We start from the raw sequence: 22,845 nt of genomic DNA on the forward strand, positions 1-22,845 counted from the left end.
CGCTCAGCCCTTGGCAAAATCATGGATGCGCGGCTTGCGCACGAACTCGCTGTCGCCGTGCGAATGCGGCGTGCCCGCATAGGCCCCGGCCTCCGGTTCGAACGGCGCTTCCAGCGCATGCAGCTCGGCACCCAGTTGGGCCAGCATGTCGCGCAGCACATAGTCGTCGAGCAGGCGCAGGTAGTTCTGTCCCACCTCCAGCATCACATGCCGGTTGCCCAGGTGGTAGGCCGCCCGCACCAGTTCGCGGTGGTCGCGGCACCGGACTTCGATCACGGCCTCGGCCTTGGCGACGATGCGCAGGGTCCGGCCGTCTTCCGCCCGTAGGCAGTCGCCGCCGCGCAATACGGCGCCACGGTCGAGGAACAGGCCTATCTCCTCGCCGTTCGCCAGCCGCGTGCGCAGCCGGCTTTTCTGGCGTAGTTCAAACGGCAGCGCCAGCTCGGCGTCGGTCTCGGTCTGGGCGGGTATGCGTTCGGTAATCAGCCACATGATCAGCTCTCAAAACAGGAAGTAACGTTGCGCCATGGGCAGCACGTCGGCGGGTTCGCAGATCAGCAACTGGCCGTCGGCGCGGACCAGGTAATTCTGCGGGTCGACCTCGATGCGCGGGCAATAGCTGTTGAGCTTGAGATCGGCCTTGCGCAGCTGGCGTATGCCCTGCACGGCACTGAGGCGCTTTTTCAGGCCCAGGGTGTCGCCGATGCCGGCGGCCAAGGCGGCCTGCGACACAAAGGTCAGCGAGGTCGCGGCCATGGCCGAGCCAAAGGCACCGAACATGGGCCGGTAGTGCACCGGCTGCGGCGTGGGGATGGAGGCATTGGCGTCCCCCATCGCGGCGGCGGCGATCATGCCGCCCTTCAGGATCAGGCTGGGCTTGACGCCAAAGAAGGCCGGCTTCCACAACACCAGGTCCGCCAGCTTGCCGACCTCGATCGACCCCACCTCATGGGCGACGCCATGGGTGATCGCCGGATTGATGGTGTACTTGGCGATATAACGACGGGCCCGGTAGTTGTCGTTGCCCGCCACATCCTCGTCGAGCTGGCCACGCTGGGCTTTCATCTTGTCGGCTGTCTGCCAGGTGCGGATGATGACTTCGCCGACCCGGCCCATGGCCTGCGAGTCGGACGACAGCATGGAGAAGGCACCCAGGTCGTGCAGGATGTCCTCGGCGGCGATCGTCTCGCGCCGGATGCGGCTCTCAGCGAAGGCGACGTCTTCGGCGATCGCCGGGTCGAGGTGGTGGCAAACCATCAGCATGTCGAGATGCTCGTCGATGGTATTGACGGTGTAGGGCCGGGTCGGATTGGTCGAGGACGGCAGCACATTGGCTTCGCCGCAGGCCTTGATGATGTCGGGGGCGTGGCCGCCGCCGGCACCCTCGGTATGGTAGGTGTGGATGGTGCGGCCCTTGAAGGCGGCGAGGGTTGTCTCGACGAAACCCGACTCGTTCAGCGTGTCGGTATGAATGGCAACCTGCACATCCATCTCGTCCGCGACGCTCAGGCAGTTGTCGATGGCGGCAGGCGTCGTTCCCCAGTCCTCATGCAGCTTGAGGCCGATGGCCCCGGCGGCTACCTGTTCGCGCAGGGGTTCCGGCAGGCTGACGTTGCCCTTGCCGGTAAAGCCCAGGTTCATCGGAAAACTGTCCGCAGCCTGCAGCATGCGGGCCATATGCCAACGGCCAGGTGTGACGGTCGTGGCATTGGTGCCGGTCGCCGGGCCGGTGCCACCACCGATCATCGTGGTCACCCCGCTCATCAGCGCTTCTTCGATCTGCTGCGGGCAGATGAAGTGGATATGGCTGTCTATGCCGCCGGCGGTCAGGATCATGCCTTCGCCGGCGATGATCTCTGTCGCACCGCCGATCACGATGGTCACCCCGGGCTGGATGTCCGGATTACCGGCCTTGCCGATGCCGCTGATGCGGCCGTGCTTGAGGCCGACATCGGCCTTGACCACGCCCCACCAGTCAAGGATCAGCGCGTTGGTGATGACCGTGTCGGCCACCTCGGCATCGAGCCGCTGGCTCTGGCCCATGCCGTCGCGGATCACCTTGCCACCGCCGAACTTCACCTCCTCGCCGTAGATGGTGTGATCCTGTTCCACTTCCAGCCACAGATTGGTATCCGCCAGCCTGACCTTGTCGCCCACCGTGGGGCCGAACATTTCCGCATAGGCTTGCCGCGACAGTTTCATAGCGCCCCCATCACCCTGGCCTGAAAGCCATGGATCACCTTGTCACCCGCGACCTCCACCAGTTCCACCGTACGGTGCTGCCCCGGCTCGAAGCGTACGGCCGTGCCAGCGGCGATATTGAGCCGGTAGCCACGGGCGGCGGCGCGATCGAACTGCAGCGCGTCGTTGGTTTCAAAGAAGTGGTAGTGCGAACCGACCTGTATGGGCCGGTCGCCGGTATTGGCCACGTTCAGTGTCACGGTACGGCGGCCGACATTGAGTTCGATCTCGCCTTCAGCAATGACGATTTCACCAGGGATCATGTCGCGTTCCTAAGGTATCGGGTGATGGACGGTCACGAGCTTGGTACCGTCAGGGAAGGTCGCTTCCACCTGGATATCCGGGATCAGCTCGGCGATGCCGTCCATGACGTCCTCGCGGCCCAGCAAGGTCGTGCCGTAGCTCATCAGCTCGGCCACCGTGCGTCCGTCCCGGGCGCCTTCGAGGATGGCGGCCGAGATATAGGCCACCGCTTCCGGGTAATTGAGCTTGAGGCCGCGCGCCTTGCGACGCTCCGCCAGCAGGCCGGCGGTAAAGATCAGCAGCTTGTCTTTCTCGCGTGGGGTCAGTTCCAAGATCGTTTCCTCGTTCTCAGGTATGCCAGATGCGCGGCGTCGTCGCCGGGCGCTGGAGTAAACGCGGTCGTAGGGTTTGCCAGGCAAGCGTGAACGCGGCACGCAGGGGTTCGACCTGCGGGGCCAACCCCCGCAAGGCCAGCAGGCCATCGAGCTGGGTCCAGCCCAATTGCACCCCGGCAGGCATGCTCATCGCCCTGATATCGGCCAAGGCATCCCGGTCCAGCTCGCCACTCAGCAGCAAGGTCCCCATGACGGGTAGTCCAGCGAGACCCAGCGGCGAATTGAGCAGGCGATCGCCGCCATGCAGTTGGCCACGTTCGATGAACAGGGGCGTGTGATCTGGCCGGGCGATACGCAAGGTCTGCTGCCAGCGGCCCGTGCCGAATCGCTCCCCTGCGGCGGGCCGACCCAGACAGACGATGTCCCACCAGGCCAGGCGGCTGCCGGGTGCCAGGCAGATATCCACCAGGGAGCGAGCCCGCGCACCATCGAAGACGATGGTTTCCTGCGGTAGCCATTCCAGTGCAGCACCGTCTTCCACGGTCAGGCGGATGGACTGGCTGGCCTCGGGGCCGATCGAGCCGTACCACTTGGCAGCCCCCGGCGTGGTCAACAACGCGTGGGCCGCCGGGCCGACGTGGATATCGACGGCCAGCGTATCGCCACCGGCAATGCCGCCGGGGGGGTGCAGGATGATGGCGTGGCAGACCGCGTCGCCCTCCGGGTAGAGCGGCTTCTGTACGGTCAGCGGACCGAACTGGCCATGCCGGCGCAAGACCGTACGCGCGGCCTGCTGCTCGAAACCGAGCTTCAGTTCCGCGCGCCAGCCAGCGAGCATCGGGGGTGGTTGCATCTGCATGGGATCAGCTTAGCGCCTGGATGGCAGAGGTCTAGCCGCAAAAACGCATACTGACTATGGTGGGCAAGGCATTGCCTGCGGAGGGCGTGGTTCGGCGCATGGTTCAGATCGCGAGCAGGTTGCGCACCGCATCGTCGCGCATCTCCGCCCCATCACCTTGCCGTATCAGCTCGCCGCGGGACATCACGGCATAGTGCTGGGCCAGGCTGGCGGCAAAATCGTAATACTGTTCTACCAGCAGGATGGTCATTTCGCCGCTGCTGGCCAGTTGCCGGATCACCGCCTCGATGTCCTTGATGATCGAGGGCTGGATGCCCTCGGTCGGCTCGTCAAGGATCAACAGTCTGGGTCGGGCCGCCAGCGCGCGGCCGATGGCCAGCTGTTGTTGCTGGCCGCCGGAGAGGTCGCCGCCGCGCCGCAGGCGCATGTCGCGCAGTACCGGGAACATGGCGTAGATATCGTCTGGCACGCGCCGGGCCGCAGCACCGTCCAGGGTGGCGAGACCCATACGCAGGTTTTCCTCCACCGTCAGCCGGGCAAAGATATCGCGCCCTTGCGGCACATAGGCAATACCGGCCCGCACCCGTCGATGGGTGGGCCAGTGGGTGATGTCCTCGCCCTGCCAGCGTATCTTGCCGCTACGTACCGGCACCAGGCCCATCAGGGACTTGAGCAACGTGCTCTTGCCGACGCCGTTGCGCCCCAGCAGCGTGCTGACCTGGCCCTGCGGCGCGTTGAAGCTGATGCCGCGCAGGATATGGCTGCCGCCGTAGTATTGGTTGAGTCCTTCGATTTCCAGCATGGCTCAGCGCCCCAGATAGACTTCGATCACACGTTCATCCTGCTGCACCTGCGCCAATGGTCCTTCGGCCAGTACGCTACCCTCGTGCAGCACCGTCACACGGCCGCCCAGCCGGGCAACGAAATCCATGTCGTGCTCCACCACCATCAGGGTGTGGCTGCCGGCCAGCGAGACGAACAGCTCGGCCGTCTTGGCCGTCTCATGGTCGGTCATCCCGGCGACCGGCTCGTCCAGCAGCAGCAACTGCGGCTCCTGCATCAACAGCATGCCGATCTCCAGCCATTGCTTCTGCCCGTGCGACAGCTCCCCGGCAGGCCGCCTGGCCTGTTCCAGCAGATTGACGCGGGCCAGCATCTCGGCAATCCGATCACGTTCGGTGCTACCCAGCCGGGCGCGCAGGCTGGCGCGGGCGCGCTTGTCGGTCTTCATCGCCAGTTCCAGGTTCTCGAACACATTGAGCGGTTCGAATACCGTCGGTTTCTGAAACTTGCGGCCTATGCCGGCACTGGCGATCTGTGGTTCGTTCAGGCGGCTCAGGTCGATGGTCTGGCCGAAAAAGGCCTTGCCCGTATCGGGCCGGGTCTTGCCGGTGATCACATCCATCATGGTGGTCTTGCCGGCGCCATTGGGGCCGATCACGCAACGCAATTCCCCTGCATCGAGTGTCAGCGTCAACCGGTTGAGCGCGCGGAAGCCATCAAAACTGACCGTGATGTCTTCCAGATAGAGTATCGGTCCCTTGCGGGTGTCCACCCCCTCGCCCAGGGGACGGGCGTAACCCACCGGCTCGCTTTCCCGGTCAGCCACGTTGTCGTTGGCCAGCTCGCTCATGTGCTCGCTCCCGGGTCTGCTGCGCGTTTGCCCAGCTTGGCGCGCAAGGACTGCAGCGCGCCGACCACGCCATTGGGTAGCCACAGCGTACTGACAATGAACAAGCCGCCGAGGAAGAACAGCCACAGCTCGGGAAAGGCCTGGGTAAAGAGGCTCTTGGCGCCGTTCACGATGCCGGCCCCCAGCAGGGGCCCCAGCAGGGTCGCCCTGCCGCCAACCGCAACCCAGATCGCAATCTCGATCGAGTTGGCGGCGCTCATTTCACCCGGGTTGATGATGCCGACCTGCGGGACATAGAGCGCGCCGGCCAGGCCGCAGATCACGGCCGAGAAGGTCCAGATTGCCAGCTTGTAGTGCAGGGGCTGGTAGCCGCAGAACATGACGCGCGATTCCGCATCGCGGATAGCGGTCAGCACCCGGCCGAACTTGGAACCGATCAACCAGCGGCAGAACAGCACCAGGGCGATCAGGCAGAGGCCGGTCAGGGCGCACAGCAGCATGCGGGTCTCGGGCGCGGCGATGGGGTAGCCGGCGATACGCTTGAAATCCGTGAAGCCGTTATTGCCGCCAAAGCCGGTCTCGTTCCGGAAGAACAGCAGCATGGCAGCGTAGGTCAGGGCCTGGGTGATGATGGAGAAGTACACCCCCTTGATGCGCGAGCGAAACGCGAAGTAGCCGAACACCAGCGCCAGCAGGCCCGGCACCGCCAGGGCCAGCAGCAGGCAGTACCAGAGCTGGTCGGTGGACTGCCAGTACCAGGGCAGGCTTTTCCAGTCGAGAAAGACCATGAAATCCGGCAGATCACTCTGGTACACCCCCTCGCGGCCGATGGCGCGCATCAGGTACATGCCCATCGCGTAGCCACCCAGCGCAAAGAACAGGCCATGGCCCAGCGAGAGGATGCCCGTGTAGCCCCAGATCAGGTTCATGGCCACCGCCACCATCATGTAGCAGAGGATCTTGCCGGTCAGTGCCACCGTGGTGGTCGAGAGGTGCAGCGGGCTGCCATCCGGCACCACGAGGTTGAGTACCGGCAGGACGATCGCGAACAGTGCCAGCGCCAAGACCAGGGTGATCCAGCCACGCTGGCCGAGTGGTCCGGCTCCCAGTTGGGGCAACTGCGCGCTGCTGGGTGGGCTCAAGGGTTGGGTAATGGCATTCATGCTCTGGTGGCTCTCCGCGTGTCAACGCTCGACCAGGCGGCCCTTGAGCGCGAACAGGCCCATGGGACGTTTCTGGATAAAGAGGACGATCAGCAACAGGATGCCGATCTTGGCCAGGACCGCCCCGATCTGCGGCTCCAGCAGCTTGGCCAGCATGCCCAGCCCCAGGCTGGCCAGCACGGTACCGGCCAACTGGCCGACGCCACCGAGCACGACCACCATGAAGGAATCGACGATATAGCTCTGGCCAAGGTCCGGGCCCACATTGCCGATCTGCGATAGCGCCACGCCGGCGAGGCCGGCGATGCCGGACCCGAGACCGAAGGCCAGCATGTCCACCCGCGCCGTACTTACGCCCACGCAGGCTGCCATGGGACGGTGCTGGGTCACAGCCCGCACGAACAGGCCCAGCCGGGTCTTGTTGATGATCAGCCAGACGGCCAGCAGCACGGCCATGGCAAAGACGATGATGACCAGCCGGTTGTAAGGCAGGATCAGATTGGGCAATACCTGCCAGCCCCCGCTCATCCAGCCGGGGTTGGCCACCTCCACGTTCTGCGCGCCAAACAACAGGCGTACCGCCTGCATCAGCATCAGGCTGATGCCCCAGGTTGCCAGCAGCGTTTCCAGTGGACGACCGTAGAGGTGGCGGATGATCAGCCGCTCCAGCGCCACGCCCAGCAGCCCGGTCACCAGGAAGGCGACCGGCAGCGCGGCCAGCAGGTAGGCTTCCTGTGCGGCCGGGAAGTACTGACGGAACAGGCCCTGGACCAGATAGGTGCAATAGGCCCCGATCATCAGCATCTCGCCGTGGGCCATGTTGATCACGCCGAGCAGCCCGTAGGTGATCGCCAGGCCCAGCGCTGCCAGTAGCAGGATGGAGCCCAGGCTGACACCAGTGAACAGCTGGCCGGCGACTTCGGCCCAGAACAGCCGCTGCTTGACCTCGCGCAGGCTGCTGGCGAGCTCTGTCGCCACCTGCACATCCTTTTCGGTACCGGCGGCCGCTTCCAGCAGGGTACGGATCTGCGGGGTCGCACTCTCGCCCAGGGTGCGGGCGGCCCCAGCACGCACCGCGGCGTCCGGTGACTGCAACTCGGTACGCGCGACCGCCAGCGTCAGCGCCACGCGCACGGCGGCGTCGCTTTCCTTGTCGAGGCGTTGCCGCAGGCGCGGCAGCAAGGCCGCGCCGCTCTGCTCGGCCAGCGCCTGCACGGCGGCCAGTCTGACCGTCGGGTCCGGGTGGCCCAGTTGCAACTGGGCCAAGGCCGCATCCAGCGCGCGGCGCACGCGGTTATTCAGCATGGCGTGCTCAAGCTGTTCGGCCGCCAGGGGGCTGGCCTGGCCGCTCAGTGGGTCCACCACCTTGCCATGCTGCAGCAGTAGTACACCGCCGTCGCTGCTGATCAGCAGGGCGTCGTCCTTGAGCGCCTGCAGCACGCTCAGGGCATGCGGGTCATCGCGCTGGCCGAGCTGCTCGATCAGCGCAATACGTGCGTCGTTCTCGCCGCTGGCAAGGGTCTGCAACTGGGGCAGGCCCAGCGCGTAGGCCAGTGATGCAGCCAGTGCCAGCAACACCGGCAACAGGCCGCGTCGCAGGCAGGTCAGGAAGAGTAGGGACATGGCGTGGGTCCGCAGATGACGTCAACGGCGGAGCGCCGGCTGGCGCCCCGCCATGGGCTGGCTTACTTGGCGGCCAGCACCGGCTCGTCCTTCTTCTTGTCGTTACCCGCGATAAAAGGACTCCAGGGCTGGGCCTTGATCGGCGTCTTGGTCTTCCAGACCACGCCGAACTGCCCATTGGCCTGCACCTCGCCGATCATCACCGGCTTGTGCAGGTGATGGTTCTTCGCGTCCATCTCGAGCACGAAGCCCGACGGTGCCTTGAACTTCTGGCCGCCCATCGCCGCGATCACCTTGTCCACGTCGGTGCTCTTGGCCTTTTCCACAGCCTGCTTCCACATGTGGATGCCGACATAGGTCGCTTCCATTGGGTCGTTGGTGACCACGGTGTCGGCATTGGGCAGCTTGTTCTTGACCGCCCAGTCCTTGTACAGCTTGATGAAGGCGGTGTTTTCCGGATTCTTGACCGATTCGAAGTAGTTCCAGGCGGCCAGGTGGCCCACCAGCGGCTTGGCGTCGATACCGCGCAATTCCTCTTCGCCGACCGAGAAGGCCACCACCGGCACATCGGTTGCCTTCAGGCCGGCATTGCCCAGTTCCTTGTAAAACGGCACGTTGGAATCCCCATTGATGGTGGAGATCACGGCCGTCTTCTTACCCTCGCCGGCAAACTTCTTGATCTTGGCGATGATGGACTGGTAATCGCTATGCCCGAACGGGGTGTACTCCTCCATGATGTCGGTTTCGGCCACACCCTTGGATTTGAGGAAAGCACGCAGGATCTTGTTGGTGGTGCGCGGGTAGACATAGTCGGTACCCAGCAACACGAAGCGCTTGGCCTCGCCGCCATCCTTGCCCATCAGGTACTCCACCGCCGGTATCGCCTGCTGGTTGGGCGCGGCACCGGTGTAGAACACGTTCTTCTCAAGCTCCTCACCTTCGTACTGCACCGGGTAGAACAAGAGACCGTTGAGTTCCTTGAAGACCGGCAGCACCGACTTGCGCGAGACCGAGGTCCAGCAGCCGAAGGTCACGGCCACCTTGTCCTTGGCCAGCAACTGGCGGGATTTTTCAGCGAACAGGGGCCAGTTCGAGGCCGGATCGACCACCACGGCCTCCAGCTGCTTGCCCAGCACGCCGCCCTTGGCGTTGATCTCGGCGATGGTCATCAGCGCGGTTTCCTTCAGCGCCGTTTCGGAGATCGCCATCGTGCCCGACAGCGAATGCAGGATGCCGACCTTAATGGTATCGGCCGCCTGGCTCGTCATGCTCAAACCGCCCAGTCCCATTGCCACAGCGATACAGCTTGCCTTGAGTACGATACGACGCTTCATGACGCTTCCTTCCTGAGGATGAACAAAGGTGGGTGACCCGGGTTCGATTCAGCGTGGGTAGCGTGGGACGGACCGCAAGTCCGGCGGAGTGAGGCGAAGGCCTGTTGCCGGCGTGTTCTGGCGGTGCGACCAAGAGACCTGGGTGAACCGAACCACAACTGCTCAAAAGCGGCTCGCCAGGGGTAGGCGGAGCGAAATACCTTGTTTGCGGCCTGGCAAGTGTCCGGTGGGACGCCCGCTGCGCATCAGCAGGGCCGTAGCAGGAGCCATGCCAAGCTGTTGCGGTGCAGCATTGGCTTGTCTAGCCTGGCTTGCTTTGCCAGGGAAGGACTGACGGGAAGTTGTCTATGCACCAAAGCGGCGCAGGCGCGCCCCGTTCTTGCGCTGCATCAGGGAAAGGCTTTACAGCGTGGCGTCGGCCAAGTAGAAGCCAGCAGGACAGCTATTGGTGAGAGCCCGCACGATGCAACAAACAAACCAGGATTGGCTGCAACGCAGCCGGCAGGCCGTCTGGCATCCCTGTACCCAGATGAAGCAGCACGAAGCCCTGCCCATCGTTCCCATCGCCCGCGGCGAGGGGGTGTGGCTGATCGACTTCGAAGGTCGCCGCTACCTCGATGGCGTCAGCAGCTGGTGGGTCAACCTGTTCGGCCATGCCAATCCGCGCATGAATGCCGCCATCCTTGACCAGATGAATACGCTGGAGCATGTGATCCTGGCCGGCTTCACCCAGAAGCCGGTGGTGGAACTGTCGGAGAAACTGGCTGCCCTGACCGGTCTCGGTCACGCTTTCTATGGCTCGGACGGGGCAAGCGCGACCGAGATCGCGCTGAAGATGAGCTACCACTACTGGCGCAATCACGGCCGCACCGCCAAGACCGGCTTTGTCAGCCTGCAGAACAGCTATCACGGCGAGACACTGGGGGCGTTGTCGGTCACCGACGTGCCGCTATTCAGCGCCACCTACGCCCCCCTGTTGCGCCAGACCCAGCGGGTGCCTTCGCCGGACTGGCGCCTGGCTGAGCCGGGCGAGACACCGGAGCAGTACGCCGACCGTGCCGCCGACGCACTGGAAGCCTTGCTGAAGGCCCAGGCCCACGAACTGGCTGCCCTGATCGTCGAGCCGCTTTGCCAGGGGGCGGCCGGCATGGCCATGTACCACCCTCGCTACCTGCAGCGCGCCCGCGCCCTGTGCGATGCCTACGAAGTCCACCTGATCGCCGACGAGATCGCCATGGGCTTTGGTCGCACCGGTACCCTGTTCGCTTGCGAGCAGGCCGGTATCCGACCGGACTTCCTGTGTCTTTCCAAGGGCATCACCGGTGGCTATCTGCCCCTGTCGGTGGTCCTGAGCACGGACGACATCTACGCTGCCTTCTATGACGACGATGTCCGCCGGGGCTTCCTGCACAGCCACAGCTACACCGGCAACGCGCTGGCCTGCCGCGCCGCGCTGGAAGTGCTGGCCATCTTCGATGACGAGAATGTGTTGGCGCAGAACCACAGCAAGGCCAGCGCCGTCGCACCGGACTTCGCCCGCTTGGCCGCCCATCCACGGGTAGCCAACGCGCGCCAGCTCGGCATGATATGGGCCTTCGAGGTACACGATGCCATTGCCGGCTTCTCCGGGCGCCTGTTCGAGGCGGCGCTCAAGCAGGGGGTGCTTTTGCGGCCAGTCGGGCAAACTGTCTACCTCATGCCACCGTATGTGATCAGTATCGCCGAGTTGCAACAGGTATTTGCTATCCTGCTAAGCCTGCTTGATGAGGGTGTGCGTTAGTCTTGCCCGGCGGCAGCGCGCTGCCGGTGAATATCGCCTATAAAAAACAACAGATCCTGTCCGCGAAAGCTCATGTCGCTCGTCCTCTCTGTGCCGGAGCCAATTACCGGCTACACCCTCAGTGTCGAGACCAACCCCAAGGCCTTGAAGGCCTGGCTTGTTTCTTTGCCGCCCGCCAATCTGCAGGAGACCGCCCGCGCGATCTTCGACGCCCTGACCACGCTCAACCGGGTCAAGCTCGACGACGACACGCGCTTCAAGCTGCTGGAGCACTACCAGCTGGCCATCGACCTGCTTGATGCGCCGCTGGAAGCGACCTACACCTCGGCTGCCATGCCGGCCAAGGAAAAGCACAAGCAGGCCGCCGTGCTGGCGCGCAACCTGCAGCTGGAACTGGCCAATGGCTACAAGCTGGTGCTGCTGGATCGCCTGCACGTGCGCTTCAGCCTGGGCAACAAGCATATTCCGCAGCTGATCCAGAAGCTCCTGATGACCTACCACAAGCTCATGTGGGTCTGTTGCAAGAGCTATACGCCGGTGCCGACCGGTACCTGGCAGGAAATCCATAGCCTGTTCCGGCATGCGATCCAGCATAAGCACATCGACCAGCCCGAGGGCGTAGAGCCGATCAAGACCATCGGTGGCTACTACAAGCAGATCCTGCTGCTGGCGCTGGCCGACCCCTATCGCTATCACCCGGTCGAACACGACAAGATCCAGGATCTGATCCGCAATTACGGCGCCGCAGCCCTGTTTCAGCCGCTGGGCAACCAGCCCAGCCCGACCACGCCGGCCGGCTACTTTCTGGTCCGCATGGATGCCGATGTTCCCCCGACCTTTCTGGGCCAGAAGCCGCTCGACGTCGAGGCCAGCAATGCCATCCTGCTCGACACGATGGAAATGGCCAAGTTGTTGCACAAGGCCCTGCATGTGGTCGAGCAGAAGCTGCCAGGCGCCAATGACCGCAGCAAGGCGCAAGCCTGGATAGACTTGCTGCGCCGGGTCACCCGGCAATGGAGCATCGCCCCCAAGCGCGTTTTCCAGCGCATCCGCGCCAATAGCAGGGTGGAGATGGTGGTGGGCCTGCGCATGTCGGCCTTCTACCTCAACGATGCCCAGCCCCTGCTGCAGCCCGTGGTGCTGGACGACAGCGTCATCGAGATCAACGCCGAAGGGCCGATCAGCATTTCCGGCGCGGCCTATGGCCCGCCGGACGACTGGCTGCTGCTGAACGAGAGTCCCGGTGGCTTCGCCCTGCGCCTGCAACCGGCGCCGCAGAACTGTGCCTACCGGGTCGGGGATATCGTGGCCTTGCGGGGCAAGCCGGAGGATGACTGGATGGTGGCCTGCGTGCGCTGGCTGCAGACCATGCCCAATAGCGAATCGGTCGAAGTGGGTATCCAGATACTGGCACCACAAGGGCAGCCCGCCATGGTGCGCCCCACCGGTACCACGACCGGTAGCAACTTCCAGCCGTGCATCCTGCTGCCGGAAGTCACGGCGCTCAAGCAGCCGCAGATGCTGCTGGCGCCGCGTGGCACCTTCGGCGCCATGCGTGAGCTGGCGATCTATACCGACGATGGCGAGAAAGTGGTCCGCTCGGCCAGATTGTCCGAGCAGGCGGTGGGGTTCGAGATGTTCGAGTACGCCGAGACGCTCGGCGTATATCGGTAATGCGCCGCTGATAACCCGATCAGACAAAGCCCGCCTTGGTGGGCTTTGTCTTTAGCCAGTCTGGGTGGCGGGGTTGCGTTGGCGGCGGGCAAGTTCGGCGAGGGTGATGTTGAGCGCGGCGTCGACCTGGCCAAACTTCTCGTTCAGGAGTTCGTGCAGGCTGTCGGTGGCGCGTGGTGGCGTAACCGGGCGGCGGACCAGCAGGTAGTAAAGGTCAGTGAGTGTGATGCGCTCCAGGGCCGTGGCGAGCAGCCAGCCGTCCTGCCGCGTGGCCTGAGTCCAGCCTTTTTCCGATAGTCGTTCCAGCAGGCTATGCAGCTCATCCTGGCCCAGTGACAGAGAACGGCGCAGCTTATCCAGCGTCGGCGTGACGCCTTCGCGGCGGGCATCGTCCAGCTTCAGCAGCAGGCGTACCGCGTCGTACAAGAGCTGGCCGGCATGGGCGCGGCGACGCCAGGCCTCGCCGTGCCAGTAGGAGAGGCTGGCACTCAAGACGGCGCCGGCAAGGATGATGACCCAGATCAGGTACAGCCAGAGCAGGAAGATGGGCAGGCTGGCAAAGGCACCGTACACCAGCTTGAAGGTCCCGAACTTCTTCACGTACAGGCCGAACAGGCTCTTCATGACCGTCAGCGAGAAGGTGGCAAATCCCGCTGCCAGCACGGCGTGCTGGGCGGGTACCGGGCAATTGGGCACTACCCGATAGAACAGCGCGATACCGGCCAGCGCAAGCAGGAAGCCGCTGCCGTTGAGCATGGCGGCCAGCACCCCGCTACGGTCCTCCAGCCAGCCGATCAGCGCGAGGCCGACACCCAGCAACAACGGACCAAGCGTCAGCACCCCCCAGTAGGTCATGGTCTTGATCAACCAGGGGCGTTGCCGACGGATGCGCCAGATGCGATTGAAGGTACGGTCAATGGTGCCCATCATGGCCACTGCGGTCAGTGCCAGGGTTGCCATGGAGAGGGCGGTCAGCTTGCCGGTATTGTCGGTGAACTGCCGCATGTAGACCGTAATGATCTTGCCGGCGGAGTCGGGCACCAGATTGCTCAGCAGGAAGAGCTTGAAGCGGGTGGAGACCTCATCGAACATCGGAAAACCGGCGACGATGGTCAGGGCAATGGTCAGAAAGGGCACCAGGGCCAGCAGTGTGGTGAAGGTGAGGCTGCCGGCAGCCTCCAGGCAGCGGTCATCGCGCAGGCGCCTGAGGACGAACAGGGCGAAGTCCAGCGGGGCGGGTAGGCGGCTGATCACGTTGCGGCGATAGTCGGACAGGCGAAGCATCGGGGAAGGTATCTTTCTTGTAATGACGCGACTATCGCTTAATTGCGCGAGATGGCAAAGCCCCGCACCGGGCAACAGAACCTATAATCCCGGCTTTATCCTTTTTCGCACCTCGACATGGCCGATCTGCTGGTTCTTTACTACTCCCGTCACGGTGCCACCCGGCAACTGGCACAACTGATCGCCCGCGGCATCGAATCGGTCGAGGGCTGCCAGGCCCGTCTGCGTACCGTACCGGCGGTATCCACCGTGGTCGAGGCCACGGCGCCGGCCATACCGGATGAAGGCGCACCCTATGTTGAGCTGGCCGACCTGAAGGAATGCATCGGCCTGGCGCTGGGCAGCCCGACCCGCTTCGGCAACATGGCGGCACCGCTCAAGTATTTCCTCGACGGCACCAGCGCCGACTGGCTTGCCGGTACGCTCGCCGGCAAGCCGGCTGCCGTCTTCACCAGTACCAGCAGCCTGCACGGCGGCAATGAGACCACCCTGCTGACCATGATGTTGCCACTGCTTCACCACGGCATGTACCTGGTGGGCCTGCCCTATAGCGAGCCCGGCCTGAGCGTGACGCAAGGCGGTGGTACGCCCTATGGCGCCAGCCACGTGACGGGCCACGATGGCCGTCGCCCGCTCGACGAGCATGAAAAGGCCCTGGCCATGGCACTGGGCAAGCGCCTGGCCGAAGCCGCCCTCAAGCTGGTGAAGCCGCTATGAACCAGGCCGCCATGAATACCCTGGTGCGGCAGAGCCGTAACGGCACCCTGGCCGGTCTGTTGGCCCTGTTCATCCTTTGCCTGGCCTGGGAAGCCTGGCTTGCGCCTTTGCGACCCGGCTCCCTGTTCTGGATCAAGGCACTGCCCCTGCTATTGCCGTTGTCTGGCGTGCTGCGCGGCAGGCGCTATACCTATCAGTGGCTCAGCATGTATATCCTGCTGTGGTTCATCGAAGGGGTCATGCGCGGCTGGAGCGACAGCGGCACCATCCGCTATCTGGCGATTCTGGAGATCGTCCTCAGCACTTGGGTCTTCGCCTGCACCGTCGTCTTTGCCCGTCTCACCCGGACCGAATAGCACCGATCATGAATGCCTACTCCCTGCTGCGCCTGCTGAATGCCGATGCCTTCCGCCCGGGGCCGGAGCTGGCCGATGCATTGGGCGTCTCGCGCGCCAGCGTCTCGCTGGCGCTGAAGTCCGTGGCCGAACTGGGCGTCGAGATCCATACGGTCAAAGGTCGGGGTTACAAGCTAGCCAAACCGATCGCCTGGCTGGACGAAGCCAAGGTCGCACAGGGGCTCGGTGAGGCGGCACGCTATTTCGACCTGCAGCTGTTTGACGAGATCGACTCGACCAACACCGCCTTGCTGGCCGCCGCCCACAAGGGTGCCCCTGCTGGCCGCGTCTATGCGGCAGAGCGGCAGACGGCGGGACGAGGCCGGCGCGGCCGCAGCTGGCAGGGAGAGCTGGGCGATGCGCTGATGTTCTCGCTGCTCTGGCGCTTCAACCTGGGTGTGGCCGACCTGTCCGGGTTGAGCCTGGCCGTTGGCCTGGCCGTCGCGCGGGCCCTGGAAAGTCTGGGGGTGATCGACGCGCGCCTGAAGTGGCCCAACGATATCGTGACCAGCGCCGGTGCCAAGCTGGGCGGCATCCTGATCGAGGTCTCTGGCGAAGCGCATGGACCGTCCAGCGTGGTGATCGGCATCGGCCTCAATCTGCGTCTGTCCGATGGCTTGCGTGGTGGTCTCGACCAGGCGGCGGAATCCCTGGCCCTGCTGGGTTACAGCGGTGATCGCAACCGGCTGCTGGCCTCGGTACTGGCGGAGCTTGCCAGCCTGCTGCCGGCGTTCGAGCAGCACGGCTTTGCACCACTGCTCGCCGAATGGGAAGCGCGCCATGCCATGCAGGCCGCACCGGCCCGGCTGCTCCAACCAAATGGCGAAATCGTCGAGGGCACGGCACTGGGCGTGGCGCCGGATGGCGCCTTGCGTTTCCAGACATCGGAAGGCGAGCGCCGTGTGCATGCCGGCGAAGTCAGCCTGCGGAGAGCCCAGTGAGTACGCTGCTGCTCGATGCGGGCAATAGCCGGCTCAAATGGCGCCTGTGCCAGGAGGCGCTGCTCCTTGGCGACGGGGTGGCCGGGTACGATGATCTCGCCGGGCTGGCGCTTGCGCTACGCCAGCATGCACCGATCACCAAGGTCCTGGCCTGCAATGTAGCGGGCGCCGGCGTGGCGCAGCAACTGACCGACTTGCTGACGCCGTTGCCTGTCGATTGGCTCAAGCCTGACGTGCACCTTGCAGGTTTGCGCAATCACTATCGCATTCCGGGCCAACTGGGGGCCGATCGCTGGGCCGCCATGCTTGGCGCACGCAGTCTGGTTAATGAAGATTGCATCGTGGTCATGGCCGGTACCGCCATGACGGTCGATGCGCTGACATCGGACGGTGACTTCCTGGGGGGCATCATCGTACCCGGCTTCCGGCTCATGCGTACCGCCCTGGCGCAAGGTACGGCCGATCTGGGTCTGCCGGAAGGCGCGCCGGTCGACTTCCCGCATTCGACCGGCGAGGCCATCGTCAACGGTGCCTTGCTGGCCTTGTGCGGCGCCATCCATGAAATGCGCAAACGACTGCAGCAGCAGCGGGCCGGCATGGTGCCGGTCCTGCTTTCGGGCGGCGATGCCACACTACTGGCCCCCTTGCTTGCGCCGACGCTGGCGGCGCAGCTCATGCCTGTTGATAATCTGGTGTTGCGTGGCCTAGCCCGTCTTGCTTTTCCCGATGCCAGCCTGAAGGAATACTGATCTCATGAAGTGGTTGTTCATCCTGCTCGTCTGCGCCAATCTGCTGTTCTTTGGCTACACCCGCCTTGCCGAGCCACCGGCTCCGGTCGACTGGAAGGCCCGCGAGGTCAAGGCCGACAAGCTCAAGCTGGTCGCGGCCGATGCACCCAAGCCGGTGCTGGAATCCGCCATGCCTGGCGATCCGGCAGCCGTACCGGCCGTGGAGCATGCCGCCGAGGCCAAGGTCGCGGAGGCTGCCACCAAGGCGGAAGCCAAGCTTGAGGAAAAGCCCGACACCAAGTCCGAGGCCAAGAGCGGCCAGGTTTGCCTCGCTTGGCGCGGCATCCTGCCCGAGGACATGCCCAATGCCCGCAAGCAGTTGACGGCACTCAAACTCGGTGGCGAGGTGAAGCTCGAAAGTAGCGAGCCGGACGGCCCCAAGCGCTACTGGGTTTATATCCCGCCTCGCCCGAACAATGAAGATGCACAGAGGAAGGCCGAGGAGATCAAGTCGCTTGGCGTAGACGACTTCTTCGTGGTCAATGACGGCAGCCGCTGGAACCATGCGATTTCGCTGGGCCTGTTCTCGACCCAGGAGGCGGCCGATCGGCGCCTGGAAACCATCAAGCAAAAGGGCGTGCGCTCGGCCGTCAGCCGCGAGCGGGGTGAAATGGCCAGCAAGAGCCTGATCATCCGGCATGTTGCCAAGACGGCGCGGGCCGATCTGTCCAAGGCTGCAACCAGTTTCAAGGGTAGCTCGGTGTCAGAAACCGGTTGTTGATCCGGCAAAGCCGGCCAACAAAAAGGCGACCCGCTTCGGGTCGCCTTTCTCTATTCGGCGTGGCCTGTCGGCATGGGCCCCGGGCTTACTTTTTTACGAACATCAAGTCCCATACCCCGTGCCCAAGGTTGAGCCCGCGCTGCTCGAACTTGGTCAGCGGCCGCCAGCTCGGGCGCTCGGCATAGCCTTCCACGGTGTTCTGCAGGTCCGGGTTGGCACTGAGCACTTCCAGCATCTGCATCGCGTAGTCTTCCCAGTCGGTCGCCATGTGTACATAAGCACCCGGCTTGAGACGGCTGACGATATGCGCCAGGAAGGCCGGCTGTACCAGCCGGCGCTTCTGTTGCCGCTTCTTGGGCCAAGGGTCGGGAAAGTACAGGTGAAAGCCATCCAGCGAGGCCGGTGCCAGCATATGCTCGACCACTTCGACCGCATCATGGCGGATCACCCGGATATTGCTGAGCTGCTTTTCCTCGATCAGCTTGAACATATTGCCCACGCCGGGCCCATGCACCTCGATGCCCAGGAAGTCGGTGTCGGCGCGCGCCGCCGCGATCTCCGAGGTGGCACCGCCCATGCCAAAGCCGATCTCCAGCACCTTGGGCGCGCTGCGACCAAAGGCAGCATCGAGGTCCAGCGTCTCTGCCCGGTACTCGATGCCCCATTGCGGCATGCCGGCTTCCATGGCGCGGGTCTGCGCTTCGGAAAAATGTCCCTGGCGCAGGACAAAGCTGCGGATGTGGCGTTGTTGCGGGTTATCCATGATGTCTTGTAGTACGAATCGGTAAGCGGGCAGCGCAGGACAGGACGGGGGAGCGTTGCGGCTGCCCCGATATGCGCCCGCTCCCGTGTCTACTTGTGGTTTAGCCTATCATCCCGCCGGTTGGCGAGCTGGGGCTGGCGGAATACAGCTTTCGCGGCATCCGGCCTGCGAGGAACGCTTCCCGGCCGGCTTCCACGCCGAGCTTCATGGCGCGGGCCATGCGCACCGGATCCTGGGCGGCCGCAATCGCGGTATTCATCAGCACGCCGTCGCAGCCGAGCTCCATGGCAATCGCCGCGTCCGATGCGGTACCCACGCCGGCATCGACGATCACCGGCACCCGGCTCTGCTCAATGATGAGCTTCAGGTTCCAGGGGTTCAGGATGCCCATGCCCGAGCCGATCAGGCTGGCCAGCGGCATGATGGCGCAGCAGCCTATATCCTCGAGCTGCTTGGCAATGATGGGGTCGTCCGAGGTGTAGACCATGACATCGAAGCCATCCTTGATCAGGGTCTCGGCAGCCTTGAGGGTTTCCAGCACGTTCGGGAACAGGGTATGCGAGTCACCCAGCACCTCGAGCTTGACCAGCTTGTGGCCGTCGAGCAGCTCGCGCGCCAGCCGCAGCGTGCGTACTGCCTCATCAGCGCTGTAGCAGCCGGCCGTATTGGGCAGGTAGGTGAATTCGCTGGGCGGCAGAAAATCCAGCAGGCTGGGCTGGCTGGCGTCTTGCCCGAGGTTCACGCGCCGTATGGCGACGGTGACGATCTCCGCGCCCGATGCATCGATGGCGGCACGGGTCTCGGTGAAATCCTTGTACTTGCCGGTGCCGACCAGCAGGCGGGAGCCGTATTCACGGCCAGCGATGGTAAAGGGCGTGCTCATGGGGAGGTCCGGTTAGGGCGCTGCTTGGGCGCCATGATCAGGGTGGTCGAATAATCCAGGAAGCCGACGGAGCGCCAGAAGGCCAGCGCCCGCTCATTGCTGCTCATCACATCCACACTCAGCCGCTTGTCTGCCGGCCAGTATTGTTCGAACAGCAGTGCCAGTGCGCGCCGCCCCAGCCCCAGGCGTCGGCGGTCACCCGAGACGAAGAACTGGCGCAGATAGATGGAGCCGGCCTGCTCACGGTAGAGCGCGTAGGCCACGACCTGCTCATCGTAGTCGAACAGCACGGCCGAATAACCTTCATGCGCCAGCCAGTCATGCATGCGCTCACGAAGTTGCACCGCCGAGAGGCTGCTGCGCTGGCCTTCGTCACGGCGCAACTGCTGGCTCAGCTCGGCCAGCAGGTCCACATCCGCCAAGGTGGCGGGGCGACTTTGCAGGATGACGGGCGTATTCATTCAACCGCCCCCTACGGCAACCACGATCTCCAGCTTGTCGCCTTCCAGCAGCACGGTTTCGCCGTGCTGGCTGCGGGGCACGATCTCACCGTTGCGCTCGATGGCAATCCGGCGACCGGCATGGCCCAGTTGCTCGATCAGTTCAACGATATTGAGGCCGGCGGCGAACTGGCGTGCGTCGCCGTTGAGGGTAATGGTAATCACGCTGGTTTCTTGGTCTGCTGCAATTCAGCCCGATTTTAGCACCCCCACGCGGCCGCCCCGATATGAACTTAGGTAATTGAACAAACAACAGTTATTCCAAAGGGGAGCGCATGCCGAGAGCACGCCTCTGCCTGGGTTATAGCCACCGAATAAGCAGTGGCCCGTGGCATCAGCGGCGCGAGCGTAGCAAGGTTCACAACCAGCGGGCGGAGCGGAGGGGTAAGGGACGGAGCTGGATGAAGCCGGAGGGGGTGCGGTATCCGGTCGCGTTAATGCGAAGCGCCCGGGTCTCCCGGGCGCCACAGATGCATTTGACACTGGTGCAAGGCCTGATCGTCCAGATAGCGCCCTACGACTTCAGGCGGTGGATACGCACCACGCGCTCCAGCTGACGCAAGGTCTGCATGACCTTGGCCAGATGCTGGCGGTTTTCCACCTGCACGGTAAAGCTGATCTCGGTATAGCGGTCACCCTCGTGCTCGCTGTCCATGCGGACGTTCTCGATGTTGGCGGCGGCTTCCGAGATGGCTGCGGCGATCTGCGCCAGCACGCCACGCTCGTGCATGGCCAATACCTTGATCTGCACGTCGAACAACTTGCCCGGCGGCACGTCCCATTCGACTTCCAGCAACTTGTCGGGGTCGACCTTGCCATGCCGGCCCACGACTTGCGGGCAGTCGTGGGTATGGATAACCAGTCCCTGGCCCTGCTTGATCAGGCCGATGATAGGGTCGCCCGGTATCGGGTTGCAGCAGCGAGAGAACTGAACGGCAACACCTTCGGTGCCGCGGATAAGGATAGGCCCGCTCTTGGCCTCGCCCTCGCTCAACAGGCCCGCCAGCGTCAGCAGGCGCTGCGCGACGACGACGCCCAGGCGTTTGCCCAGGCCGATGTCGGCCAGTATCTCTTCGCGCCTGGACGGTGCGTTTTCCTTGAGATAACGGTCCCAGGCCTCGCCCGGCATCTCCGTGCTCTGGTTCATCAACGCGCGAACCGCCTGGTTGAGCATGCGCTCGCCCAGCTGTACGGCTTCCTCATAGCGCATGGTCTTGAGGAAGTGGCGGATGTGCGAGCGCGCCTTGCCGGTGACGACGAAATTGAGCCAGTTGGGGTTCGGACGGGCTGTCGTAGCGGTCACGATCTCGACCTGGTCGCCGGTCTTGAGCGCTGTGCGCAAAGGCATCAGGTCGTAGTTGATACGAGCGGCAATACAGCGGTTGCCGATATCGGAATGCACCGCATAGGCAAAGTCTACGGCGGTCGAGCCCTGCGGCAGGGTCAGGATCTTGCCCTTGGGGGTGAAGACGTAGACCTCGCCCGGGAACAGGTCGACCTTGATATGTTCGAGGAATTCGACCGAATCGCCCGACATGGACTGGATTTCCAGCAGCGACTGTAGCCACTGGTGGGTCTTTTGCTGCACATCACTGACTCCGTCGTCACCGGACTTGTACATCCAGTGCGAAGCCACGCCGGCCTGGGCTACCTTGTGCATGTCCTGGGTGCGGATCTGCACCTCGATCGGGGTGCCATAAGGACCGGAGAGTGCGGTATGCAGGCTCTGGTAGCCATTCGGCTTGGGAATCGCTATGTAATCCTTGAAGGTGCCGGGGCGGGGCTTGTACAGCCCATGCAACGCACCCAGCGCCAGGTAACAGGTGGGGACATCCTTGACGATGACGCGGAAGCCATAAATATCCAACACCTCGGAAAAGCTGAGGTGCTTTTCCTGCATCTTGCGATAGATGCTGGCCAGGTGCTTCTCGCGCCCGTAGACGGTGGCTTCGACCTTGGCGTCGCTCAGCTTGTGCTTGATGGCGTCGAGGATCTTGCTGACGACCTCGCGGCGATTGCCCCGCGCCGCCTTGAGTGCCTTGCCCAGCACCTCGTAACGCATGGGGTGGAGATAGCGGAAGCTCCAGTCCTCAAGTTCCTGGTAGATCGCATGCAAGCCGATGCGGTTGGCGATCGGCGCATAGATTTCCAGCGTTTCGGCCGCGATGCGCTTTTGTTTGTCCTCGCGCATATGGCCCAGCGTGCGCATATTGTGCAGCCGGTCGGCGAGCTTCACCAGGATCACCCGGACGTCGCGGGCCATGGCCATCAGCATCTTGCGGAAGTTCTCGGCCTGCGCTTCTTCCTTGCTCTGGAACTCGAGCTTCTCCAGCTTGGAGAGGCCGTCCACCAGCTCGGCGATCGGCTTGCCAAAGCGCTCCGTCAACTCCAGCTTGCTGACCCCGGTGTCTTCCATCGTGTCATGCAGGAAGGCCGCCATCAGCGCCTGCGCATCGAGATGATGGTCAGCCAGGATATCGGCGACGGCCAGCGGATGGGTGATGTAGGGTTCGCCGCTCTTGCGCGACTGGGTCTTGTGGCATTCGGCACTGAACAGGAAGGCAGCCCGAAGCAGGGGCAGGTCCTCGGCCTTCAGGTAGCCCGATACCTTGGCGAACAGCGTGTTCGCGTCCCGCGCCACCTGGGGGGCGTATTCGTCGGGAACGGGGATGTCATCAGCAGTCAGCATCATGGTACGAAGGTAAAAAAGCGGGCACGGGCCCGCTTTTCATTGCTCCACTCGGACAATCAGGTCCGGGCGCGGTGCAGGATTTCAATACCGATCTTGCCGGCAGCCAGCTCGCGCAGGGCAAGCACGGTCGGCTTGTCACGGCCGGCTGCATCCACCAGCGGGGTGGAACCGTTGGCCAGCTGGCGGGCGCGGTAGGCGGCCGTCAGGGTCAGGTCGAAACGGTTGGGGATGCGGTCGAGGCAGTCTTCTACGGTAATACGGGCCATGATGGGTTTA

General features: G+C 63.9%; 24 protein-coding genes. 7 read left to right on the forward strand and 17 right to left on the reverse strand.

Annotated elements, in window-relative coordinates:
- Positions 1 to 3: 3 nt before the first annotated feature.
- The 10 genes from ureE to urtA form a co-directional block, all read right to left on the reverse strand.
- Positions 4 to 492, reverse strand: coding sequence for an urease accessory protein UreE (gene ureE / locus ACYVHK_RS19520; protein WP_460535569.1), 489 nt, complete (start codon positions 490 to 492; stop codon positions 4 to 6).
- Positions 493 to 501: 9 nt separating this feature from the next.
- Positions 502 to 2,202 carry an urease subunit alpha gene (ureC, locus tag ACYVHK_RS19525; protein WP_460535571.1) on the reverse strand — a complete coding sequence of 567 codons (1,701 nt, stop codon included), beginning with the start codon at positions 2,200 to 2,202 and terminating at the stop codon, positions 502 to 504.
- Positions 2,199 to 2,504 carry an urease subunit beta gene (locus ACYVHK_RS19530; RefSeq protein WP_460535573.1) on the reverse strand — a complete coding sequence of 102 codons (306 nt, stop codon included), beginning with the start codon at positions 2,502 to 2,504 and terminating at the stop codon, positions 2,199 to 2,201. Before ACYVHK_RS19530 ends, ureC begins: the two co-directional genes overlap by 4 nt.
- Before the next feature lie 9 nt (positions 2,505 to 2,513).
- Positions 2,514 to 2,816 (reverse strand): urease subunit gamma, encoded by a 303-nt coding sequence (gene ureA, locus ACYVHK_RS19535; protein ID WP_460535575.1) that lies wholly within the window; start codon positions 2,814 to 2,816, stop codon positions 2,514 to 2,516.
- A gap of 16 nt (positions 2,817 to 2,832) precedes the next feature.
- Positions 2,833 to 3,672: an urease accessory protein UreD gene (locus ACYVHK_RS19540; protein ID WP_460535577.1), complete on the reverse strand. Its 840-nt coding sequence runs from the start codon at positions 3,670 to 3,672 to the stop codon at positions 2,833 to 2,835.
- 109 nt (positions 3,673 to 3,781) lie between these two features.
- Positions 3,782 to 4,480 (reverse strand): ABC transporter ATP-binding protein, encoded by a 699-nt coding sequence (gene urtE, locus ACYVHK_RS19545; protein ID WP_460535580.1) that lies wholly within the window; start codon positions 4,478 to 4,480, stop codon positions 3,782 to 3,784.
- A 3-nt stretch (positions 4,481 to 4,483) separates the two neighbouring features.
- A complete protein-coding gene (gene urtD, locus ACYVHK_RS19550) occupies positions 4,484 to 5,311 on the reverse strand; it encodes an ABC transporter ATP-binding protein (RefSeq protein WP_460535582.1) in 828 nt (275 codons plus the stop codon).
- On the reverse strand, positions 5,308 to 6,474 hold the full coding sequence (urtC, locus tag ACYVHK_RS19555) for an urea ABC transporter permease subunit UrtC (protein WP_460535584.1): 1,167 nt from the start codon (positions 6,472 to 6,474) through the stop codon (positions 5,308 to 5,310). The genes urtD and urtC overlap by 4 nt, the downstream gene beginning before the upstream one ends.
- 21 nt (positions 6,475 to 6,495) lie before the next feature.
- Positions 6,496 to 8,097: an urea ABC transporter permease subunit UrtB gene (gene urtB, locus ACYVHK_RS19560; protein WP_460535586.1), complete on the reverse strand. Its 1,602-nt coding sequence runs from the start codon at positions 8,095 to 8,097 to the stop codon at positions 6,496 to 6,498.
- A 62-nt stretch (positions 8,098 to 8,159) separates the two neighbouring features.
- The gene (urtA, locus tag ACYVHK_RS19565) at positions 8,160 to 9,431 is read right to left on the reverse strand and encodes an urea ABC transporter substrate-binding protein (RefSeq protein WP_460535588.1); all 1,272 of its coding nucleotides are present in this window, start codon (positions 9,429 to 9,431) and stop codon (positions 8,160 to 8,162) included.
- Positions 9,432 to 9,894: 463 nt separating this feature from the next.
- On the opposite strand from urtA, the gene bioA reads away from it, so the two are divergent.
- Positions 9,895 to 11,211 (forward strand): PLP-dependent aminotransferase family protein, encoded by a 1,317-nt coding sequence (gene bioA / locus ACYVHK_RS19570; protein ID WP_460535590.1) that lies wholly within the window; start codon positions 9,895 to 9,897, stop codon positions 11,209 to 11,211.
- Positions 11,212 to 11,283: 72 nt separating this feature from the next.
- On the forward strand, positions 11,284 to 12,885 hold the full coding sequence (locus ACYVHK_RS19575; RefSeq protein WP_460535592.1) for a hypothetical protein: 1,602 nt from the start codon (positions 11,284 to 11,286) through the stop codon (positions 12,883 to 12,885).
- A gap of 51 nt (positions 12,886 to 12,936) precedes the next feature.
- On the opposite strand, the gene ACYVHK_RS19580 is transcribed toward ACYVHK_RS19575, so the two are convergent.
- Entirely contained in the window at positions 12,937 to 14,169 is a 1,233-nt protein-coding gene (locus tag ACYVHK_RS19580; RefSeq protein WP_460535595.1) for a YihY family inner membrane protein, read from the reverse strand.
- A 117-nt stretch (positions 14,170 to 14,286) separates the two neighbouring features.
- On the opposite strand from ACYVHK_RS19580, the gene wrbA reads away from it, so the two are divergent.
- Genes wrbA through ACYVHK_RS19605 form a run of 5 tightly spaced genes read left to right on the forward strand, consistent with a single transcriptional unit; the run spans position 14,287 to position 17,731 of the window.
- Entirely contained in the window at positions 14,287 to 14,886 is a 600-nt protein-coding gene (gene wrbA / locus ACYVHK_RS19585) for an NADPH-dependent FMN reductase family protein (protein WP_460535597.1), read from the forward strand.
- Complete coding sequence (locus ACYVHK_RS19590) at positions 14,883 to 15,242, forward strand: DUF2069 domain-containing protein (RefSeq protein ID WP_460535599.1); 360 nt, start codon at positions 14,883 to 14,885, stop codon at positions 15,240 to 15,242. Before wrbA ends, ACYVHK_RS19590 begins: the two co-directional genes overlap by 4 nt.
- A gap of 8 nt (positions 15,243 to 15,250) precedes the next feature.
- Entirely contained in the window at positions 15,251 to 16,222 is a 972-nt protein-coding gene (locus ACYVHK_RS19595; protein ID WP_460535601.1) for a bifunctional biotin--[acetyl-CoA-carboxylase] ligase/biotin operon repressor BirA, read from the forward strand.
- Positions 16,219 to 16,971, forward strand: coding sequence for a type III pantothenate kinase (locus tag ACYVHK_RS19600; RefSeq protein ID WP_460535603.1), 753 nt, complete (start codon positions 16,219 to 16,221; stop codon positions 16,969 to 16,971). The genes ACYVHK_RS19595 and ACYVHK_RS19600 overlap by 4 nt, the downstream gene beginning before the upstream one ends.
- A 4-nt stretch (positions 16,972 to 16,975) precedes the next feature.
- Positions 16,976 to 17,731, forward strand: a complete 756-nt coding sequence (locus tag ACYVHK_RS19605; RefSeq protein ID WP_460535605.1) for an SPOR domain-containing protein — start codon at positions 16,976 to 16,978, stop codon at positions 17,729 to 17,731.
- 85 nt (positions 17,732 to 17,816) lie between these two features.
- Here the strand turns inward: ACYVHK_RS19605 and trmB are convergent, their stop codons facing one another.
- The 6 genes from trmB to rpoZ all read right to left on the reverse strand — a co-directional run bounded on the left by trmB (position 17,817) and on the right by rpoZ (position 22,835).
- Complete coding sequence (gene trmB, locus ACYVHK_RS19610) at positions 17,817 to 18,494, reverse strand: tRNA (guanine(46)-N(7))-methyltransferase TrmB (protein ID WP_460535607.1); 678 nt, start codon at positions 18,492 to 18,494, stop codon at positions 17,817 to 17,819.
- A 100-nt stretch (positions 18,495 to 18,594) separates the two neighbouring features.
- A complete protein-coding gene (locus ACYVHK_RS19615; RefSeq protein WP_460535609.1) occupies positions 18,595 to 19,377 on the reverse strand; it encodes a thiazole synthase in 783 nt (260 codons plus the stop codon).
- Entirely contained in the window at positions 19,374 to 19,838 is a 465-nt protein-coding gene (locus ACYVHK_RS19620; protein ID WP_460535611.1) for a GNAT family N-acetyltransferase, read from the reverse strand. Before ACYVHK_RS19620 ends, ACYVHK_RS19615 begins: the two co-directional genes overlap by 4 nt.
- On the reverse strand, positions 19,839 to 20,042 hold the full coding sequence (gene thiS, locus ACYVHK_RS19625; RefSeq protein WP_460535613.1) for a sulfur carrier protein ThiS: 204 nt from the start codon (positions 20,040 to 20,042) through the stop codon (positions 19,839 to 19,841).
- Positions 20,043 to 20,391: 349 nt separating this feature from the next.
- Positions 20,392 to 22,569, reverse strand: a complete 2,178-nt coding sequence (locus ACYVHK_RS19630; RefSeq protein WP_460535615.1) for a RelA/SpoT family protein — start codon at positions 22,567 to 22,569, stop codon at positions 20,392 to 20,394.
- A gap of 56 nt (positions 22,570 to 22,625) precedes the next feature.
- Positions 22,626 to 22,835, reverse strand: coding sequence for a DNA-directed RNA polymerase subunit omega (gene rpoZ, locus ACYVHK_RS19635; RefSeq protein ID WP_460535617.1), 210 nt, complete (start codon positions 22,833 to 22,835; stop codon positions 22,626 to 22,628).
- Positions 22,836 to 22,845: the final 10 nt, after the last annotated feature.

The organism is Chitinimonas naiadis (genome assembly GCF_054780835.1).

Coding starts and splice junctions, on each gene's coding strand:
- ureE (WP_460535569.1), bottom strand. CDS start 492: ATGTGGCTGATTACCGAACGCATACCCGCCCAGACCGAGACCGACGCC.
- ureC (WP_460535571.1), bottom strand. CDS start 2,202: ATGAAACTGTCGCGGCAAGCCTATGCGGAAATGTTCGGCCCCACGGTG.
- ACYVHK_RS19530 (WP_460535573.1), bottom strand. CDS start 2,504: ATGATCCCTGGTGAAATCGTCATTGCTGAAGGCGAGATCGAACTCAAT.
- ACYVHK_RS19540 (WP_460535577.1), bottom strand. CDS start 3,672: ATGCAACCACCCCCGATGCTCGCTGGCTGGCGCGCGGAACTGAAGCTC.
- urtE (WP_460535580.1), bottom strand. CDS start 4,480: ATGCTGGAAATCGAAGGACTCAACCAATACTACGGCGGCAGCCATATC.
- urtD (WP_460535582.1), bottom strand. CDS start 5,311: ATGAGCGAGCTGGCCAACGACAACGTGGCTGACCGGGAAAGCGAGCCG.
- urtC (WP_460535584.1), bottom strand. CDS start 6,474: ATGAATGCCATTACCCAACCCTTGAGCCCACCCAGCAGCGCGCAGTTG.
- urtB (WP_460535586.1), bottom strand. CDS start 8,097: ATGTCCCTACTCTTCCTGACCTGCCTGCGACGCGGCCTGTTGCCGGTG.
- urtA (WP_460535588.1), bottom strand. CDS start 9,431: ATGAAGCGTCGTATCGTACTCAAGGCAAGCTGTATCGCTGTGGCAATG.
- bioA (WP_460535590.1), top strand. CDS start 9,895: ATGCAACAAACAAACCAGGATTGGCTGCAACGCAGCCGGCAGGCCGTC.
- ACYVHK_RS19575 (WP_460535592.1), top strand. CDS start 11,284: ATGTCGCTCGTCCTCTCTGTGCCGGAGCCAATTACCGGCTACACCCTC.
- ACYVHK_RS19580 (WP_460535595.1), bottom strand. CDS start 14,169: ATGCTTCGCCTGTCCGACTATCGCCGCAACGTGATCAGCCGCCTACCC.
- wrbA (WP_460535597.1), top strand. CDS start 14,287: ATGGCCGATCTGCTGGTTCTTTACTACTCCCGTCACGGTGCCACCCGG.
- ACYVHK_RS19590 (WP_460535599.1), top strand. CDS start 14,883: ATGAACCAGGCCGCCATGAATACCCTGGTGCGGCAGAGCCGTAACGGC.
- ACYVHK_RS19595 (WP_460535601.1), top strand. CDS start 15,251: ATGAATGCCTACTCCCTGCTGCGCCTGCTGAATGCCGATGCCTTCCGC.
- ACYVHK_RS19605 (WP_460535605.1), top strand. CDS start 16,976: ATGAAGTGGTTGTTCATCCTGCTCGTCTGCGCCAATCTGCTGTTCTTT.
- trmB (WP_460535607.1), bottom strand. CDS start 18,494: ATGGATAACCCGCAACAACGCCACATCCGCAGCTTTGTCCTGCGCCAG.
- ACYVHK_RS19615 (WP_460535609.1), bottom strand. CDS start 19,377: ATGAGCACGCCCTTTACCATCGCTGGCCGTGAATACGGCTCCCGCCTG.
- ACYVHK_RS19620 (WP_460535611.1), bottom strand. CDS start 19,838: ATGAATACGCCCGTCATCCTGCAAAGTCGCCCCGCCACCTTGGCGGAT.
- ACYVHK_RS19630 (WP_460535615.1), bottom strand. CDS start 22,569: ATGATGCTGACTGCTGATGACATCCCCGTTCCCGACGAATACGCCCCC.
- rpoZ (WP_460535617.1), bottom strand. CDS start 22,835: ATGGCCCGTATTACCGTAGAAGACTGCCTCGACCGCATCCCCAACCGT.